General features: G+C 41.5%; 12 protein-coding genes and 1 tRNA gene. 9 read left to right on the top strand and 4 right to left on the bottom strand.

Annotated features, from left to right (window positions below):
- The first annotated feature begins 9 nt into the window (after window positions 1–9).
- The 5 genes from HMPREF9331_RS06880 to HMPREF9331_RS06865 all read left to right on the top strand — a co-directional run bounded on the left by HMPREF9331_RS06880 (window position 10) and on the right by HMPREF9331_RS06865 (window position 5,783).
- A tRNA-Gln gene (locus tag HMPREF9331_RS06880) sits at window positions 10–80 on the top strand.
- A gap of 149 nt (window positions 81–229) precedes the next feature.
- Window positions 230–3,406 carry an HsdR family type I site-specific deoxyribonuclease gene (locus HMPREF9331_RS06875; RefSeq protein ID WP_016420278.1) on the top strand — a complete coding sequence of 1,059 codons (3,177 nt, stop codon included), beginning with the start codon at window positions 230–232 and terminating at the stop codon, window positions 3,404–3,406.
- A 15-nt stretch (window positions 3,407–3,421) separates the two neighbouring features.
- Window positions 3,422–3,913, top strand: a complete 492-nt coding sequence (locus tag HMPREF9331_RS13325) for a hypothetical protein (RefSeq protein WP_016420277.1) — start codon at window positions 3,422–3,424, stop codon at window positions 3,911–3,913.
- The gene (locus HMPREF9331_RS06870; protein ID WP_345908518.1) at window positions 3,873–5,084 is read left to right on the top strand and encodes an HsdM family class I SAM-dependent methyltransferase; all 1,212 of its coding nucleotides are present in this window, start codon (window positions 3,873–3,875) and stop codon (window positions 5,082–5,084) included. Before HMPREF9331_RS13325 ends, HMPREF9331_RS06870 begins: the two co-directional genes overlap by 41 nt.
- A gap of 84 nt (window positions 5,085–5,168) precedes the next feature.
- On the top strand, window positions 5,169–5,783 hold the full coding sequence (locus HMPREF9331_RS06865) for a restriction endonuclease subunit S (protein WP_016420275.1): 615 nt from the start codon (window positions 5,169–5,171) through the stop codon (window positions 5,781–5,783).
- Here HMPREF9331_RS06865 and HMPREF9331_RS06860 read toward each other — a convergent pair.
- The 3 genes from HMPREF9331_RS06860 to HMPREF9331_RS06850 form a co-directional block, all read right to left on the bottom strand.
- A complete protein-coding gene (locus tag HMPREF9331_RS06860) occupies window positions 5,725–6,999 on the bottom strand; it encodes a restriction endonuclease subunit S (RefSeq protein ID WP_016420274.1) in 1,275 nt (424 codons plus the stop codon). The genes HMPREF9331_RS06865 and HMPREF9331_RS06860 overlap by 59 nt on opposite strands.
- A 52-nt stretch (window positions 7,000–7,051) precedes the next feature.
- Entirely contained in the window at window positions 7,052–8,044 is a 993-nt protein-coding gene (xerA, locus tag HMPREF9331_RS06855) for a site-specific tyrosine recombinase/integron integrase (RefSeq protein WP_016420273.1), read from the bottom strand.
- An 88-nt stretch (window positions 8,045–8,132) separates the two neighbouring features.
- A complete protein-coding gene (locus HMPREF9331_RS06850; protein ID WP_016420272.1) occupies window positions 8,133–8,840 on the bottom strand; it encodes a restriction endonuclease subunit S in 708 nt (235 codons plus the stop codon).
- Between the two features lie 877 nt (window positions 8,841–9,717).
- Here HMPREF9331_RS06850 and HMPREF9331_RS06845 point away from each other — a divergent pair.
- Genes HMPREF9331_RS06845 through HMPREF9331_RS06830 form a run of 4 tightly spaced genes read left to right on the top strand, consistent with a single transcriptional unit; the run spans window position 9,718 to window position 17,183 of the window.
- The gene (locus HMPREF9331_RS06845) at window positions 9,718–12,879 is read left to right on the top strand and encodes a SusC/RagA family TonB-linked outer membrane protein (protein ID WP_016420271.1); all 3,162 of its coding nucleotides are present in this window, start codon (window positions 9,718–9,720) and stop codon (window positions 12,877–12,879) included.
- Between the two features lie 19 nt (window positions 12,880–12,898).
- The gene (locus tag HMPREF9331_RS06840) at window positions 12,899–14,431 is read left to right on the top strand and encodes a RagB/SusD family nutrient uptake outer membrane protein (RefSeq protein ID WP_016420270.1); all 1,533 of its coding nucleotides are present in this window, start codon (window positions 12,899–12,901) and stop codon (window positions 14,429–14,431) included.
- Window positions 14,421–15,482: a substrate import-associated zinc metallohydrolase lipoprotein gene (locus tag HMPREF9331_RS06835; RefSeq protein ID WP_234945852.1), complete on the top strand. Its 1,062-nt coding sequence runs from the start codon at window positions 14,421–14,423 to the stop codon at window positions 15,480–15,482. Before HMPREF9331_RS06840 ends, HMPREF9331_RS06835 begins: the two co-directional genes overlap by 11 nt.
- Window positions 15,483–15,485: 3 nt before the next feature.
- The gene (locus HMPREF9331_RS06830; RefSeq protein WP_016420268.1) at window positions 15,486–17,183 is read left to right on the top strand and encodes a DUF4302 domain-containing protein; all 1,698 of its coding nucleotides are present in this window, start codon (window positions 15,486–15,488) and stop codon (window positions 17,181–17,183) included.
- A 160-nt stretch (window positions 17,184–17,343) separates the two neighbouring features.
- On the opposite strand, the gene HMPREF9331_RS06825 is transcribed toward HMPREF9331_RS06830, so the two are convergent.
- Window positions 17,344–19,389, bottom strand: coding sequence for a M13 family metallopeptidase (locus tag HMPREF9331_RS06825; protein WP_016420267.1), 2,046 nt, complete (start codon window positions 19,387–19,389; stop codon window positions 17,344–17,346).
- Between the last annotated feature and the right edge of the window lie 70 nt (window positions 19,390–19,459).

Here is a 19,459-nt window from a genome sequence, read left to right as displayed (position 1 = left end):
ATTGAGAGATGGTCTATGGTGTAATGGTAACACAGCAGATTTTGGTTCTGTTATTCAAGGTTCGAGTCCTTGTAGACCAACTTTTTATAAATAATTCTTCTGAATTGGGTTAATCATATTATTATAGTTTAAAGTTATTTAGAAAGAGGCTACCTGAATAAGGTAGCTTTTTTTATTGTATCATATCGATAAAGTTTGTATATTTGCAGAGTTTTTAAGAAATGAGGCTATGTCTAACTTCAACGAAAATACCCGCGTACAAGTACCCGCAGCACTCCATTTGTGCAAGTTGGGTTATACTTACATTGATACCTCTCTATATAAGTACGATCCACATACCAATATACTCTCCGATATATTCATAGCTTCTCTTGTGAGGATCAACCCTGATTTGGGAAAGGAAAAAGCACGACAGCTTCTAAACAAAATCATCTCTATAACCAATAATGATGATTTAGGAAGGGAATTCTACCAAATGCTTTCTGCCAATAGTGGTATTAAGCTCATTGATTTTGACAATCCCTCTAACAATGTATGGCACCTCACCACAGAATTCTCCTGTGGAGACAAAAGTGCTGATGAGTCTTTCCGTCCCGATATTACTTGTTTTGTCAATGGGCTCCCCTTGGCCTTTATTGAGGTAAAGAAACCTAACAATTCCCAGGGAATCATTGCCGAAAAAGAGAGAACTAACTCCCGAATAAGTAAGCCTTATTTTCGTAGGTTCTTCAATATCACCCAACTGATGATCTTCTCCAACAATCAGGAGTATGACAATGAAAGCAGAGAACCTATATGGGGGGCTTTCTATTGCTGTACGGCTAAGGAAAAAGCTTTTTTCAATGTCTTCAGAGAAGAAGATAAGGACTATGTAGCCAATTATCCTTATCTCCCTATTGATGAACAGACAGAACGCTATATACTCAAGCACCGCAATGCCGTAACTATCCGAAGTTTCCCGGAATATAGTACCAATAAGGAGGTAACGACCCCTACCAATCGCATCCTTACTTCCATGCTTTCAAAGGAACGTTTCCTATACCTGCTAAGATATGGTTTTGCTTATGTCAATCAGACCATTACCCTACCCGATGGCTCCAAGGGAACACGATTGGAGAAACATGTAATGCGTTATCAGCAGCTTTTTGCCTCCTTAGCTATCCAAAGAAGATTGGAGGAAGGGGTAAAAAGTGGTATTATATGGCATACTCAGGGCAGTGGCAAGACGGCTTTGGCTTATTATACTGTAAAAGTACTTAACGATTTCTATGCTCGAAAGAATATAGCTACCAAATTCTATTTCATCGTAGATCGCATTGACCTCATGGAACAAGCTACCGATGAGTTCGCTGCTCGCGGACTTGTAGCGCGAAATGCTAAAAGTCGAGAGGAACTCATGAAGGATATCAGCAATACTGCACTAGTGGTCAATAGCGAAGGTAAGCTCGAAATCATGGTAGTCAATATCCAAAAATTCAAGGAAGATAAAGCTAAAGTACAGATAGCTGACCCTTATAATACACGCCTACAACGTATCTTTTTTATTGACGAAGCACACCGTGGGTATAACCCTAGAGGGAGTTTCTTAGCGAACCTCTTAGAGGCGGATACCAATGCCATAAAAATAGCTCTAACAGGCACCCCTTTATTAAAAGAAGAAAGAGCCTCTTGGAAAGTCTTCGGTGACTATATCAACACCTATTATTATGATAAGTCCATAGCCGATGGCTACACCCTCAAGCTCTTGCGCGAACCTATAGAAACTGAAGTTAAACAGCAAATAGAAGAACTTATTGAGGAAATAGCAGGAGAGGTAAAGGTAAAGAAGAAGGATTTTGATAAGGACAAAATCATTGAGCATGAGCGCTATCTTGAAGCCTTGTTAAATTATATAGTAGAGGATTTCAGAAAATTTAGAACCGAAATGGCAGACCCTACTGTGGCTGCTATGATTGTATGTAAGACCAACGCCCAAGCGCGAGCTCTTTATAGCCTTTGGCTGAGAAAATTCCCCAAAACTGACCAAACTATTCATTCGGAAGTACAGGACTATTGGTTAGCCGCTGAGCCTATCCCTACTTATAATACAAAAAACAAACCGCTTACAGCCTCTCTTATCCTACATGATGAGGGAGATAAGCAAGAGCGTAAGGATTATATCGATACATTCAAGAAGGAAAACAACATAGATGTCCTTATTGTCAATCAGATGCTCCTTACAGGCTTCGATGCGCCTCGTCTTAAGAGACTTTACTTAGGACGTTCGCTCGATGGACATGATCTCCTACAAGCACTTACTCGTGTGAACCGCCCTTATAAGAGTTTCCGCTATGGCTATGTAGTAGATTTTGTGGATATCAAAGAGAACTTTGAGGCTACCAACGATCGTTATCTTAGAGAACTCAACCGCACCACCTCAGATACAGGACTTTCCGTAGTTGCCCCTATAGGAAATGTGATTATAGAAGACCCTAAGGTCATCCAAGCAAAAATATTGGAAATCAAGCGGGATCTTTTCTCCTTCTCTACCCATAATGCAGAAGAATTCCGAAGGGAAATAGACGAAATAGAAGACAAGGAACAGCTCTACCACCTTCGCAAACTCCTGGAGGAAGCCAGAGCTATTACCAACCAAGTAAGAGCCTTTGGAGGTGATGACCTAAAGGAAAAGATTAATATCATCACAAAAGCGGATAATTTCCCTACCCTTATAGGGGAAGTTACCCGCCGTATAGACCTGCTCAACCTTAAAGAAAATAGAGATCATAAGGCTGATGTGGCTGGAATTATCAACATAGTACTTTCTGAATTAGAATTTGAGTTCAGAAAAGGAGTACCCGAAGAATTACAAATCCTTGTAAATGATGTCAAAGAACGACACGAAAGCGTAAAAGCTGAATTTATGGCCAACTTTGACCAATACGATGACGAAGAATATCTCTCTCTTTCCGCTATCTTTAAAGAATATTTTGATAAAAAAGGATTCGTCTTAAAAGATACGCAGGATTTCAGAGAAAGTATCGCCTTCATGGAAGAGATTATGAAGAAAATAAAAGAAATCAACCGCAGAAACAATATACTTAAAAAGAAATATAACCAGGACGAGCGATTCACTCGCATACACAAGCGTATCAAGGAAGAAAATAAAGAAAGAGAAAAGCAAAAACAAGCCCCTATCATTGGCTTTGAGGATCCAGATATACTCAATAACTTAATCAAAATGAAAGAGGTCATTGATGACGAACTCTTCAGAAACATAAATCTACTTGAGAATAAGCCTATGTTCGAAAAAGATGTCTTATACAAAGTAGCTAATGTGCTAAGGGACAACAATATACAGCTTTCAAGTAATGATAGAAATTATATTAGCGATTTAATATTTAAAGAATATTTAGGACAACGATAACTACCAATAGAAATTATGGCACACGAGGAAATAACAAGACAGACCATTGCCCTGATAGATGCTCTAAAAGGCACTACAAGTGCTTTCGGCTTAGCAGGTACAGGAAGCGAATATAAGATTGTTGTAGAGATTTTCCTTTACAAATTTTTTAACGACAAGTTCGGCTATGAAGCCAAAAAAGACAAAACTTATGGCGAGCGACTAAGAAACGCCCAAAGTTGGGACAAGGAATATGATTCCTTTTCTGAGGAGGATATAGAAGAACTTTTTGTTTTCCTTCCTGCCTCTGTCCCTCGTATGAGACCAGAGCATACACTCTCTCACCTATACAACGCCTCAGGCAGAGGAGATTTATCTACCCTATTGGATAGCACCCTCTTGGATATTGCCCTTTTAAATGCTGATACTTTTTCAGTGGCTACCTCTGGAAGAAGCAAGGTAAATATCTTTAGCTCTGTAACAACCTATATTTATTACAGATATACAGAAGCGCGACGCTTTCGCTAAATCCCTGCTCAGTAATATCGCCTCTTTTAACTTTGAACACGTATTTACTGAAAAATATGATTTCTTTTCAGGTATATTTGAGCACTTACTCAAAGGCTTTAACAATGCCGGAGGGGGCAAATATGCCGAATATTACACCCCTCGTGGAATTGCACAAGTCATGGCCAAGCTATTGGTAGGCCGTCAAGAAGACCTCAGAAGTATAACCTGCTATGACCCCTCTGCAGGAACAGGTACCCTCCTGATGGCCTTAGCCCATGAGATTGGAGAAAGGAATTGTTCTATATATAGCCAAGATATATCCGAAAAATCAAGCGAGATGCTACGGCTAAATCTTATCTTAAACGATTTAGCCCCTTCTCTTCAAAATGTTATCCAAGGAAATACCCTGACCGAACCTTACCACAAAGACCCACATACGGAAGCGCTTCGTCAGTTTGACTTTGTCGTCTCCAATCCTCCCTTTAAGCTGGATTTTCCTGAGTATCGCGACCACTTAGCCGCCGATAGTATTCGCTTTTGGGCAGGTGTCCCCAATGCCGTGAAAAAAGCAGACCCTAACAAACCTAAAATGGCGATCTATACCTGCTTTATCCAACATGTGATCAACTCTTTAAATCCTAAGGGAAAGGGTGCCATTGTCATTCCTACAGGTTTTATTACCGCCAAAAGCGGAGTGGAACGAAAGATTCTACAACGCATCGTAGACGAACATTGGGTATATGGTTGTGTGTCCATGCCCAGCAATGTATTTGCTACCACAGGTACCAACGTATCAGTTCTCTTTTTTGACAAATCCGCTACCACGGACAAGGTTATCCTCATCGATGCCAGTAAGTTAGGCGAAGAATATCAAGAGGGTAACAACAAGAAAAAACGCCTACGCCCCTTTGAAGTAGATAAAATCGTAAATACCTTCCTTGATAAAAAAGCCGAAGACGACTTCTCCGTAGCAGTAACCTATGAAGAAATTAAGGAAAAGGGCTATAGCCTCTCTGCAGGACAGTATTTTGATATCAAAATAGCTTATGAAGATATTACCGAAGAAGAATTCAATACCCGAATGACTCAATACCAAACCGATTTAGAAGCACAATTCAAAGAAAGCCATCGCTTAGAAGAGGAAATACTAAAACAACTAAAGAGTTTAAGGTATAACACCGATAAATAAGCCTCTAAATAGAAATATTTTCCTTTGGAAAAAACACAAAAGTTTACAAAACAAACATAATAGATCTGTACAAAAAGAAATAGAATGAAAAAATATAAATTAGGAGATATAGCTGATATCATTGGGGGTGTTACGTATGACAAAAAAGATATTGTATCTGAAGGAATTCGTATTTTAAGAGGAGGGAATATTCAGAATAATACTATCATCTTAAAAAATGACGATGTTTTTCTTCCTGACAGCTACTATAATATATCAAATGCTTTGAAAGAATTTGATACTGTTATAGTTGCTTCCACAGGAAGTGTTGATGTATTAGGAAAGAGTGCTACAGTATTTTCTCCTTTAAATAATATCCAAATAGGGGCTTTTCTACGTATCATTCGCCCTAAAAAGAAGGAGTATGCTTCTCTGATTGCCTATTATTTAAGAAGCCGTTATTTTAGAAATTATATACAAAAACAAGCAAAAGGGACAAGCATAAATAATATTCGCAATGAATATTTAGAGAACTTTTATCTACATCTTCCTGATGATTCTATGATAGAAAATTTTTCTACTTTATATGAAAATATAGAAAAAAAATTAAACCTTAATAGAGCTATAAATCATAATTTAGCGGTGAGCCACTACTGGCATTTTACCCTACCGTCACCTGACCATTCATTAAAAGAGGGAGTAACTCGTCTCGTTGCTTAGTGAGGATTTTATTTTCACTGTTAGTTATAGATATTTGCAGGAATAAGTTAGTTACAATCTTTTGAAAAGATAATATTTTCTCTAAGTTATATAATATTGGTATTTTCCGCATAGCATCAAGAGACATAAATTTCTGAATGCTTCCTGAGATAACATTGCTTTCATATCTAATATAATCAATACTTGACAAATATAGCCATATATAATATACTATTTCGGTATATTGAGATGTTTTCAGCAAAGCCATATTTTTGATAGCATAATTAATTGTCCTTTCAGTAACTAAATATTTCTGTCCTATTGTTCCTATCATTGAAAATAGGATGTCTCTACTTTCCACTAGACTCCTCCTATTTATTTCCGTATAATCTTCAATACTAATTCTATAAGCAGAATTAAAATCTATACCATTTTCTGAAATGTGTTTAGATGTTATAAGGTAATACCCTTCATTTTGAGGCTTTGGAGATGTATGTGTTCCATCTTTTACTTTAATAATTTCGTTCAATTCTTTCACCTCCCATCCCTCAGGGATCTCTCTTTTTAGTTTCTCATTCCACACCATTTTACCGCCACTGCTTTTATAGGGTTTGCCGTCCCGGTTAGGGAAGTCAAACTGTACAAACCAATAGTCATAAAGTTGCTTGGCCATAGCCACTAAATTATGATTTATAGCTCTGTTAAAAGCTATTTTATGATCATAAGAGGAAAGAGTGGCTACTATTTGATTCTGTACCTCAAGAGAGATTTCCTCTATAGCTATAGCTTCAAGAGCACTATCAAGTTGTAAGTTCTTGATTCCTGAGGTTTTACTCTCAAAATTAAAGAATACACCCAAGTTGTAGATATACTGCCAATAGTAATACACATATAGCGGATTCCAACGAGATTTCACACGAATACCTATGCTAAAATTAGAGCAAACTAACTCTTTCTTAGCTTGTATCAAATCCTCTGAAATATAGGAGATACGCCCTGTAGATTGTATGGGACTACCCCCCGATTTTTCAATAACCAAATCACCTACTTTAAGTAGTTTGGTTTCTTTTGCTCTTTTTGAGATATAGCGCTTAGGAATATCTGTATATTTATGATCTCTTATAGACATAATATCAGCTCCCCTAATACAGAATACTGCATTAGGGGTATCGTTGGATAGACTCTCATTTCCCCAATCCCCTGCTATAAAAACATCTACAATATCAGCTAATTTCATCTTAACAACTTTGAAAATGCAAATGTACGAAATAAGCTGAAAAACGAAAATACTATGCTATGAATTTTCTATGAGCTATTTTGACATTCGTCTGATTGACCATTGCATAGTGGAGCGTAGTATCTATCTTGACATGCCCTAAGAGTTTCTGTACCTGTTCTATAGGCATTCCCTTATCTATAGCCATAGTCGCCAAGGTACGACGAAACTTATGTGGGTGCACCTTGTCTATACCTATCCTCTTGCCTAACTGCTGCAATCGCTTCTCTACACCACTGATAGTAAGCGGAGTATGAGGTGCTGTAAGTGAGACAAACAAGGCTGAAGAATTATCCTTCCGTTGCTCAAGGTATTTCATTAAGTGTATTTTGGTACGTGCATTGAAATAGACCTCCCTCTCTTTATTGCCTTTCCCAAAGACAATACATTGTCGCTCGTGGAAATCTATATGAGATCGGTTTATTTTTACTAATTCCCCTACACGTATTCCTGTGGAAGCCAATAGGTCTATCATGGCCAAGTCGCGCAATTCCGTACAATGATCACGCAGTGCTTCTATATGTTCATCAGTAAGTACTTCCTTGACTAAAGTATCTGTACGTACCTTATGGATACGTCTGACAGGACTTTTGGCTATATAATCTTCGTCCTCTAACCAAGAAAAAAAACTGGAGAAAATACGACGTAAGTTATCTATGGTTACCTTGCTAAGTGTATTTTCAGATTGTTTGCCTGATAAGTAACAGCGAATATCATTTGTAGTGATTTCTATAATATGTTTTTGCACATAAGCCAAGAGTTTCTCTATAGAAGTCTGGTAATAATGTAGTGTCTTATCTGAACAGCCCTCTATCTTCTTAGCTGACAAAAAATTAGAGAGGAGCTGTGCATTCTTCTGGGCACGTTTTTCCTCATCGGTACTTCTTTTGACCAACTCACACTTAGAGAGTTCTACAGTTAGCGAGGTTACTAATAGGTCTATCTGTTCCACCGATAGCATTCCTTGAATAGATACTAATACATTTTGGATAAATTCTTCTTTCATTTTAATCGTTTTAAAATACAAAGAAAACAAAAATACCCAAACCCTACGTCTATAAATCATAATTTAGAGGTGAGCGACTACTGGCATTTTACCCTATCGTCACCTGACCATTCATTAAAAGAGGTAGTAACTCGTCTCGTTGCTTAGTGAGAGAATATATTTCTCTCTGTTTGTTACAGATTAAAGAGAATAATAAGGATATATTATTATTAAAACTTTCTAATGTTTTAGTTGTAGGTATAACTACCACTAACTGTTTTAGAATATCCTGACTTATATTACTCAATATTGAACCATTACTTTGATTTTTAGTAGTAGATTCTAACATTTTGATATCAAAAAACAGTTTGTTTTTATAATAGATATTATTGACAGAGAAACAAATAATAAAACCACTATAGATGATGTTCTTTTCATAATCACGTAAAATCCTTGTTGCGCCAGGTATTCCGCTTCTTGCTATCAGAATATCATTATCTGAAATGATATAATTATCTGCTGCTTCTCCTAATAAAATCTCATCTAATTCATTATTGTCTATAAAAATAGATGAAGAGGATATATTTCTAACATTTACAATCTTGTATTTATTATTACCTATATCTTCTTTTGAATAATTAATACCATTCTTAAAATTTCCAATATTATCAAGATTAGAAATCTCCCATCCCTCAGGGATCTCTCTTTTTAGTTTTTCATTCCACACCATTTTACCGCCACTGCTTTTATAGGGTTTGCCTTCCTCGTTAGGAAAGTCAAACTGTACAAACCAATAGTCATAGAGTTGCTTTGCCATAGCCACTAAATTATGATTTATCGGAGAAATAAGGCCAAAGATCTTATAGTCAAACAGAAATGGTTTGCGAAAAATTAGCATGAGCAGGTGTAGGGGCTAATGGCAATTAGCCCTTGAAAAAGAGCGAATTAGGAATGAACCCCTTGCCTTATTTATTCTCATTTTATTCGCATTCTAAATATGATTGACTATAATACCTATCAATTGTAGATTTAAGTTTCGAAAGTTCTGTAATTTATTGATATTCAACACCTAACCCCCTACCCCCTCCAAAGGCAAAGCTGTTATAAAGTCTCATTATAAGTTGTTCTTCTGAGATTTATCTCTTTCAAAAGAGAAAAGACGCCCACGGATTTTCACGGATTTCATAGATTTTCTATGTTTGTGTAATCGGCTCCTACGATTCTCACGGATGATTATAAGGCCGAAGGCCTTATTTATCAGTGCAAATCTCAACGCAATACTCAAGAATAATAATCTCTTATCTGTGAAAATCCGTGGAATCTGTGGGAGAAAAATGTATTTTTGCTTACGTCGAACTCTCGTTAGTATAAGTCTAATTATCTGCCTTTTATAACATATATTCCAATTTTCACTCTCTTAGCCCCCCCTCTTTCGGAGGGGGGGGGGAGGAATTGAGGTTAGGAGCGAGGAATTGAAGTTAGTTGGGAGATTGCTACAAATAATTGATTATTAGTTATTTATAATTACAATAATAGCCTAAAAACGGCTTGTGAAACTTAAGTTATATAAATCCCCCTTATTTTTCGACACTTTTTTACTTTTGGTTATTTTTATATTATGTTTTAAATATTTTTAATCATATTTATCCGTTTTTTTCGTATCTTTGTCCTCCAAAAAACAAAAACTGGTATATATGCAAATGAGAACCGCTATTTGCTTACTATTTATGCTCTTGGGGTGCCTTCGGGGCTTTGCTCAAGAACGTACTATTCATGGAACTGTCAAAGATACACAAGGACGACCTTTACCCAATGTGGTTGTCTTTGTCAAAGATGTATCCCAGACGACCACACAGACCAATGCTGAGGGGTACTATTCCCTCAAGGTTAAGGAAGGAGCTACTTTGGTTTTCTCCTCTTTAGGATTCCGAGAGGTAGCCTACCCATTAGGGGCTTCCGACACCTTAAATGTAATTATGGAGAGCACACAAGCAAGTGCGCAGTCCTCCTCCCCCACTCAAGAGCGTACCGTGGCTCGTACCAATGTACGCGGGCCTTCGTCCATCTACGGGGAGAGCAAGCCTCTTTGGGTAGTGGATGGTGTAATCCTCGATGACGGAGTAGAACTCTCTCCCGACGCGCTCTCCTCCTCCGATGCCAAGCTACTCATTGCCTCGGCACTCGGCGGCCTCTCCTCCGATGATATCGCCTCCTTCAAGGTGCTCAAGGACGCTTCCGTTACCTCTATCTACGGCCCGCGTGCCGTGGCAGGAGTGGTTGTCGTTACCACTCGCAAGGGAACTAAAGGCACTAACAATATTACCTATACCAACGAATCTACCTTTAGAATGATCCCCTCCTATGACAACTTCAACATCATGAACTCACAGGAGCAAATGGATTTCTATATGGAAATGCTACGCCGTGGCAACTTCTCCTATGAGACTCTCACCAACCGTCGCTACAAAGGGGAAATCGCCCGTATGTACGAATTGCTCAATACCGCTGGCCCCGATGGAAACTTCGGCCTTGACAACACTGAAGCGGCCAAGACCGCTTACCTAAGAGCCGCCGAGTATCGCAATACCAACTGGTTTGCCAAGCTCTTCCAAACAGGGGTGATGCAGAACCATGCGGTGAGCCTCTCCACAGGAAGCGATAAGGCGTCTTACTATGCCTCCATCAGCGTACTCTCCGACCCAGGTTGGATGAAGTATAGCCACAGCGACCGCTATACAGCGAATCTCAACGCCAACTACAAGCTCAGCCAAAAGGTGAGTTTCAATGTGATTGTCAATGGTGCCTACCGCCAAGGACGTACCCCTGGCAGTGTGGATCCTCTCACTGGAAAAGTGTCTTCCGAACTGGAGCTTAACCCTTATTCCTATGCCCTAAACACCTCCCGTACCCTTGACCCTACCGTGGCTTACCGCTATAGGTATGCCCCTATGAACATCTTTGAGGAGCTGGAAAACAATTATACTGATAGCCATATAGGCGATATCAAGATACAGGGACGCCTCTCTTGGCTTATTACCCCAAAGATAGAGGCTACAGCTCTGGGGGCTATCAAGTATCAGAGTATCTCTCACGAGCTAAACCAAACCGAGCAATCCAATATTGCAAGGGCTTATCGTGCAGCTGATAACCTGAACATGATCAAAAACAACGAATACCTATACGAAGATCCTTATGATGACTTTGATGTAAGGCGTACCGTCCTACCCGAAGGGGGTATCCGCGAGAAGAGCGAAAGCCTCCTCTCTGGCAAAGACTTCCGTTCAACTCTTAGCTATAAGGACGCCTTTGACGGAGGCAAACATAAGCTCCAGTTCTTGACAGGTATGGAAACCAATGATACCTACCGCAGCAAGGACTGGGGTAAGAACTTCGGACTGATGTATGAGTTGGGCGAAATCTCTTATTTCTCTTATGAGGCTTTCAAGCAAATACAAGAGAGCAAATCCCCTAACTACTATACAGTAGCTCGTACCACTACGCGCAATGCGGCTTTCTTCTCCAATGCAGCCTATACTTTCCTTGATCGCTATACCTTGGAGGGGATCTTCCGCTACGATGGTACCAACAAGTTTGGCGCTTCCCGCCATATTCGCTGGATGCCTACTTGGAACCTTGCCTTCTCTTGGAATGTAACCAAAGAAACCTTCTTCCCTAAAAATGCTGTCCTCTCCCTGCTATCGTTCAAGACTTCTTTTGGGGTAATTCCTGAAAGTCCTTCCGCGCCTACTTCCTTGGTGAAGATCATGGGGGATATTCCTTGGCGTAGCAATGAGCGTACCCGCGAGACAGCTCTCAAAGTGGCCGATCCTGCCAGCTATGACCTTACCTATGAGAAAAAACAAGAGTTTAACATAGGAGTACAGATAGGCTTTTTTAAGAATCGCATCAGCTTAGCTGTTGATGGCTATACCCGCGAAAACTATGACCTTATAGGTCGTGTACCTACCCAAGGCCTTAGCGGCAGCATCCTCAGAGTGGGCAATGTGGCACAAATGCACTCCTATGGGGTAGATCTGAGCCTACAAACCCAAAATATCAAGCTCAAGGATTTTTCTTGGACAACAACTTTTATCTATGCCAAGAATGAGAACAAAATCACCAAGCTCTATGTGGATGCTTCTATATCCGACATGGTGCGTGGCAGTGGCTTCTCTAAGGAGGGATACCCCGTAAGCTCTATTTTCTCCATTCCTTTCCGTGGCCTTAACAGCGATGGGCTTCCTACCTTTGCCGACCCCAATGGCAATACAACTATTGACGGTATTCGTTTTGACCAGCGAGACAACCTTGATTTCCTCTCCTATTCAGGTACTACCAGACCTACCGATGTGGGGAGCTTGGGCAACCTATTTACTTACAAAGGATTATCGCTCAATGTGTTGCTTACTTATTCCTTTGGTAATGTATTGCGCCTGCCTACCGCCTTCAAGGCCAATTATGACAATGATGCCTTGGCCTTACCTAAGGAATTTACCAATCGCTGGATGCAACCTGGCGATGAACAACGCACCCAAGTACCTGCCATTGCTTCCTCTTATCAGAGAGACAACATGCCTAATTTGGAATATGCCTACACCGCTTACAATTACTCTGATGTCCGCATAGCCAAAGGGGACTTCATTCGCCTCAAAGAAATTTCCTTAGGGTATGAGTTTGACAAAGACCTACTCAAGGACATGAGAATCAAGCGATTGAGCATGAAACTACAAGCCACTAACCTCTTCTTGCTCTATGCTGACAAGAAGCTCAATGGGGCTGACCCTGAGTTCTCCACAGGGGACTCTTTTATTCCAAATCCTAAACAGCTGACTTTCAGCCTACGTGTAGGCCTATAACCCTTTAATACCGAATCCTATGAAAAGAAATCATATACCGCTACTTGCCCTACTGTTATGTTGCCTAGTAGGGTGCAACAAGTTCTTAGACAAGAATCCCGACAGCCGTGTGGAGCTGGATAGTGCTGATAAGATACAGAAATTCTTAGTCAGTGCCTATCCCAACCGTACTACAGCCGTAGTAACCGAGTTTTCCTCTGATAATATAGATGATATAGGTGCCAATAACCGCCGCACAATTCCTTTTATTAGCGAATTGGCCTATTGGGAACGCGATTTCCACGAATATAGCGCCCGCGATGGCTTGCGCAACCTCTGGAGTGATAACTATTCCATGATTTACCATGCCAATGTGGCTTTGGAGGCTATTGACCGCTTAGGCAATACCCCTGACCTACAAGCCGCACGCGCAGAAGCGCTCTTGGTTCGTGCATATGCGCACTTTGTCTTGGTCAATCTCTTTGGCAAACAATACAATAGTGTAACCAGTACCACTGATCTTGGTGTACCTTATATAAGCGAACCTATCAATGAGTTCCAAGCTGAGCGCCCACGCAATACCGTCGCTGAGGTGTATGAGCGTATAGAACAAGACCTTACTCAAGGACTGCCGCTGATCAACGATAGTTACTACAAAGTGCCCAAACTACACTTCAACAAAAAAGCAGCTCAGGCCTTTGCCGCTCGCTTCTTCCTCTATTACCAAAAGTGGGACAAAGCAGAGCAAATGGCCACCGCTGTACTGGGAGAGAGGCCTACCACCCTACGCAACTGGGAGGCTTTCCAAGCGCTCTCCAGCGAAGATGCACACGCTAAGGAATACACCCGTGACGATGTAGAAGCCAACCTCATGCTTGCGGCTGTTCACACCAGTGCCACTGCTTATATTGACGGAACTTCAGTGGCGCGCTTTACCCATGGTGCCGCCCTTTCAGTAAGGGAGACCTTCCGCGACGAACATAATTTGTGGCAAAACAACTATAAGGACAAGGCTTTTGAGCGTTATCGTACCGAAATTAGCAAATATATTTATACCAAATATCCCACTTACGTAAATAACCGTTCGCAAATCGTCCTTTTCTCCACCGATGAGACCCTTTTGGTTCGTGCTGAAGCACGTATCCTCCAAGGAAAATATGCCGAGGCTGTAGCTGACTTAGGCTATTTTACCAAGAACTACCTCACCTCTGGAGCACAATTTACCCAAGAGGAGATCATCTCTGCCTATGAGCGTATGGCCTACGATGCTTATGATACCACTACGCTGCTTAGCCATGCCACTCAAAAGAAAAGGCTCCACCCTGATTTTGCGATAGATAGCACCCAAGAGAACCTACTTCATTTCCTCTTGCAGTGTCGCCGTTTGCTCACCTTGGGCGAAGGCTTGCGCTGGTATGATATCCGTCGCTATGGTATAGAAATCCACCGCCACCAGCTCGACAACGAAGGTACCGCCTACATCAAGAGCGTACTCTCCAAAGATGATAAGCGCCGCACCCTCCCTCTCCCTGTAGATGTGGTAGCGGCTGGTATGCAACAAAATGACCGATAATTCAACTCCTATGAACCGATTAAGATTACTCCCCCTCCTACTTGCCCTCACCTATATAGGTTGTAGCAAGGACACCCCCGATACCTCTCAAAGCGTGGTGCAACTATCCTCCCCTGAGGAGGTTAAGAACCGCACAGAACTCGACCGATATATCATTGAGAAATTCACCCAGCCATACAATGTAAATATCGTATACCGATTCTCTGAAAACAATATCAGCCGTAATATGTTCCGCTATGTGGCACCGCCTTCTGCGGAGAAGGCCTTGCAAATGGCTAATTTCCTAAAGTATATGTACTATGAGCCTTATACAATGCTTACTCCTAAGGGCTTCCTACAAAACTATTCCCCTAAGGAACTGGTTTTCATAGGCTCTCGTGCTTTCTCCGATGTGGGTACCGCTTATAACGGCCTAGCTACCAATGCAGTAAAGATAGAGATGCTAGGGGTGAATGATATAAATCCCAATACCACTGACCCAACCGAGATAAAGAACATTGACAACCGTGTGCTACGCCTTATCTATCACGAGTCCTCTCACCTTTTGGAACAAGTCAAGATCGTTCCTAAGGAATTTGAGAAGCTCTCTATAGCTGATTATAAGGGGGGCGCTTGGACGCGCTCTTGGACAGGCGAGACCTACCTCAAGTCTGGCTTTATTAGCGCCTATGCCAGCGACAACATCCATGAGGATTTCGTGGAGACCATCGCTCGTTATATCATCTACTACCAGAAGAACCAATGTGGCTGCCCTGCCGCCGACACTGCCCATGATACCGATGGTGATGGCTTGGACGATACCGCTTACAATACTTGGAAGCGAAGTATCCTCCGTAAAGGATACATCTGGGAAGAGGAACTCGCCAAAGCTGATGGCAAAAACAACACCTCCGCTACCTATACAGGCAAGGAGATTTTGCTCAAGAAAATCACCATGGTTAAGAACTACCTCCGTGGAGAATGGAACATTGACCTTGATGCCCTCCGCACCGAGATCCATAGGCGACATGCCCTCTTACAAACTAAAGATTTCACCCAATACGAATGGTAACTTATGAAAAAACAATCCTATATACTCCTTTCATCCCTGCTTCTCTTGGCCGCTTGTAGCCAAAAAGAAGAAGCTGTCTACGGAGAAGGTGCCAGCTATGTACAGCGCACCAACCAGACCCTTTCCGACTATGCCGCCACTCTTGAGGGAACACCCCAATGGCTGCTCACCCTCTATGCTGGCGAGGAACAAGCCTATGGGGGGCACAATGTCTTAGTCTCCTTCGCCCATGGCAAGGTAACAGCAGCCTCAGAAGAACTCCCTACTGAAGAGACTTCCGACTACTCGCTCCTCTTCGGGGAGAAGGCGATCCTTTCCTTTGATACTTACAATAAGGTATTGCACTACTTTGTAGAACCCTCTTTCCTCTTTCCTCATGGTAAGGAGGGAGATAACCAGTTTGAAATCCAGTCCTATAAGGACGGGGTGTTTTCCCTACGTGGCAAGCGCTCCAACAACCTTATCACACTCTCTCCTTTCAAGGGAGATAAAACCACCTATCTGGAGAAAATACGCGAGAAAGCCGCCTTGTTAAAGAGCGTAGGTATCGCCCCTATAACCATCAACCAAAAGCAGGTAAGCCTTACCCTACACCCTACCCTACATCAGCTGACTTTCTCTTGGGAGGGTGACTCCCAGCGTGTAGCCTATGCCTATACCGAGAGCGGACTAAAGCTCTATGAGCCTACCTCCATAGAGGGATATACCTTTTCAGAGCTAAACCTTTCAGAGGACAACCAAGAGCTTTCCACTCCCGATGGCAATTATAAGGCGGCTCTAAGCTATACACTCCCCTACGACTTTGCAGCACGCTCGCTTTGGCTGAACCTCTCCGAAGAGGATTGTGCTGCTAATGCTGTCTTTACTCGACTCTATCAGCAGTATAAGAACTTTTCCTATAGTAGTACTCCTTATAGCACCACCCCTCTGGTACGCTTGGGCTTCAATACTGAGGAATCAGGCATTACCTTTAGTTTCTACCAGAATGCCACTACCCGCTATGTGTTAGACTTTCTTCCTGTTGTGGGCAAGCCTAACCAAGTCAATATAGTGGAGGGTGTCCGTAGCCTCAACTGGAACGTCTTTGCCCAACTTTACCCCTTGGTAGAAGCCCTTGTAAAGTACGCCCCCTATGAACTCACCGATGTGAATCAAGATGGTAAGCAATACCTATGGGTAAGTACCAAGAACAGCCAAGTGCGCTTTCTCTCCACCCCTCGCCTACCTCGCTTGCCGTACAACTTTGCCACCAAACGCACTACGATCAACTTTGCTACCAACTACGTTTGTGATGCTATGCTAACGGCCTATAACAGCGTAAAGCGTCGTACTCGTACAGTGAACAATGTTCGGGTAAGGGAAGTACTCAATCCTATGATTTACTTTGGCAAACAAGGCAGTGCCGCTGGTTTCCACTTCTATCTTACCCGCACTCCTACCGCGGGAGGTAGTAGCACCAATGTGAATGCCGTACTCAACATGGATTACCTCGGTGTAGCCTGTGATGCCAACCAATTCAATCTGGTAGAGAAAACAGACCTTAACGAAAACACGAATTGGAAATACTATTCCTACTTAGAACCCTTAGTGAAAATCTTTACCGACAATGCCCCCTACACCATGACCGACTACGGCCGTGGTACCTTAGGCTGGACTAGCGTCAAGAATCCTGATATTTGGTTCTATACACAAGAACAATAATAGTGATGAGTGACAAGTGACGAGTGACAAATACCCTCAATAGGGATAGTCACTCGTCACTTGTCATTTGTCACTCGTCATTTGTCACTCGTCATTTGTCATTTGTCACTCGTCATTTGTCATTTGTCACTAGTCACTCGTCATTAGTCACTCGTCACTATTACCATATTTTTACGCGGTCTTCTACTTTGCGATAGAGCTTATCACCTTCTTTTACATCAAAGGCTTTATACCAAGCATCTATGTTGGTTAGTGGAGCGAAGGCACGGAGATAATCTGGGGAGTGAGGGTCTACCTTTACTTGATTAATCAAGTATGGCTCAGAAGCAAGTGTACGCCATACGGTTGCCCAAGAGAGGAAAAAACGTTGGTTTTGGTTATACCCACTGATATCGGCTACTCTGCCATGATCTTTGAGATACATTTCAAGCGCATCAAAGGCGATATTTACCCCTCCGAGATCAGCAATATTCTCTACATTGGTCATGGTACCATTCACAAAAATACCCTTTACAGGCTCATATTTGTCATATTGTTTAGCCAAAGCGTCTGTTACTTTTTGGAAGCGCTCTTTATCGGCAGGTGCCCACCAATTCTGTAGATTCCCATCAGCATCAAACTCAGCTCCACTAATATCAAATCCATGGGTCATTTCATGGCCAATCACCCCGCCGATGCCTCCAAAGTTCACTGCTGGATCGGCCTCAAAACTAAAGAAAGGCGGTTGAAGAATACCCGCTGGGAAAACAATCTCATTATTAGTAGGGTCATAATAAGCATTCACTGTCTGAGGAGGAAGCACCCATTCGGTTTTATCTACCTCTTTTCCTACTTTTGCTATAGCCTTCTGAAAAGCCCACAGACTGACCTGTGTAATATTCTCAAAAAGAGAGACTTGAGCACTTATAGTAAGCTGAGAATAATCCTTCCACTTGTCAGGATACCCCACCTTTACAGAGAACTTATTGAGTTTTTCCATAGCTTTCTCCTTAGTAGCATCGCTCATCCAAGTTACTTCCTTGATGTGCTTGGCGAAACTTTTCTTTAGATAATCTATTAGGGTAAGCATTTCTTCCTTGGCTTTTTCAGGAAAGTATTTCTCTACATAGAGCTTACCGAAGGCCTCTCCTAAGATTCCATTGATCAGTTCCATAGCACGCTTGTCCATAGAGCGTTGCTCCTGCTGTCCCATAAGGTATTTGTTATAGAAATCAAAAGTAAGGTCATTAAGCTCTTGGGTGAGGTAGTTACTATTGATAGCCACCAGTTTATATCTAAGATAATCCTTAATCAGAGGTAGATTTTTCTCATTAATGAAAGTATCATATTGCCTATAGAGGCCTATTTCAGTGAGAATTACCTTATCGGTATGAACTCCCACTTTTTCAAGTAATTCAGGCAAACGAAGGTTTTTTACCATGTCCCCCAATTCTTCTATTGTTACAGGGTTATAGCTAAGATTTGGATTGTTCTCTTGTTCGTTTGTAAGCATATAGTGGGCTATATTTTTCTCAAAAGCCACAATTTGCTTTGCTTTCTGCTGTGGATTACTATCGTTAAGCATTCTAAAAATGGCCGCAACATAGTCTTGGTACTTTGCTAAGGCTTCCGTATTGCTAGGGTGTTCCTTTTGGTAGTAATCCTTGCCCAACCCCAGGTTAAAATTCCCCAAATATACAGCATTCATCTTAGAGTCCTTCATATCGGTATATACACCTACAGGACAGATATAATTGGCGCGCTTAGGGGTTATCTCTTCCAAATAGTTTTGTAAATCTGCTAAAGACGCTATGGCATCAATTTTTTGGAGATATGCCTCTAAGGGCTTCAACCCATCAGCATTACGCTTATCCCAAGAAATATATTCCCTATAGAGTGTTTGTATCTTCTCCCCTTCACTTCCCTTAGGATATTCTTTTTTAAGAAGGTCATCAAGGATAGAAAGGCACTGCTCATCGGTTTTGTCCATAAGCATATAGAAAGAACCCCAAGCAGGCTTATCGGCAGGGATTTTGGCTGTTTTCATCCAGTTCCCATTGACGTAGTTATAGAAATCATCTCCCGGACGCAGCTGTGTATCCATAGCGGAGAGTTCAAGTCCTTTTTCAGCAAACACTTTAGGGGCTTCTTCTTTGTTGGAATTACCACAAGCCATCACCATGGTGAGACAAGTGAGCCAACCCATTTTGAAGTTGATTTTTTTCATGGTAGAAAAATGATTTTTAATTACCCCGCAAAGTTACGAATTTAAAAGGTACTATGCAAAACAAAGTAGT

The organism is Capnocytophaga granulosa ATCC 51502 (genome assembly GCF_000411115.1).
Classification (GTDB): domain Bacteria; phylum Bacteroidota; class Bacteroidia; order Flavobacteriales; family Flavobacteriaceae; genus Capnocytophaga; species Capnocytophaga granulosa.
This window is presented reverse-complemented; position numbering and strand designations above follow the sequence as displayed.

Bases quoted from the DNA above. Each gene is read 5' to 3' on its own strand.
- HMPREF9331_RS06875 (WP_016420278.1), top strand. From the start codon at position 230: ATGTCTAACTTCAACGAAAATACCCGCGTACAAGTACCCGCAGCACTC.
- HMPREF9331_RS13325 (WP_016420277.1), top strand. From the start codon at position 3,422: ATGGCACACGAGGAAATAACAAGACAGACCATTGCCCTGATAGATGCT.
- HMPREF9331_RS06865 (WP_016420275.1), top strand. From the start codon at position 5,169: ATGAAAAAATATAAATTAGGAGATATAGCTGATATCATTGGGGGTGTT.
- HMPREF9331_RS06860 (WP_016420274.1), bottom strand. From the start codon at position 6,999: ATGAAATTAGCTGATATTGTAGATGTTTTTATAGCAGGGGATTGGGGA.
- xerA (WP_016420273.1), bottom strand. From the start codon at position 8,044: ATGAAAGAAGAATTTATCCAAAATGTATTAGTATCTATTCAAGGAATG.
- HMPREF9331_RS06850 (WP_016420272.1), bottom strand. From the start codon at position 8,840: ATGGCAAAGCAACTCTATGACTATTGGTTTGTACAGTTTGACTTTCCT.
- HMPREF9331_RS06845 (WP_016420271.1), top strand. From the start codon at position 9,718: ATGCAAATGAGAACCGCTATTTGCTTACTATTTATGCTCTTGGGGTGC.
- HMPREF9331_RS06840 (WP_016420270.1), top strand. From the start codon at position 12,899: ATGAAAAGAAATCATATACCGCTACTTGCCCTACTGTTATGTTGCCTA.
- HMPREF9331_RS06835 (WP_234945852.1), top strand. From the start codon at position 14,421: ATGACCGATAATTCAACTCCTATGAACCGATTAAGATTACTCCCCCTC.
- HMPREF9331_RS06830 (WP_016420268.1), top strand. From the start codon at position 15,486: ATGAAAAAACAATCCTATATACTCCTTTCATCCCTGCTTCTCTTGGCC.
- HMPREF9331_RS06825 (WP_016420267.1), bottom strand. From the start codon at position 19,389: ATGAAAAAAATCAACTTCAAAATGGGTTGGCTCACTTGTCTCACCATG.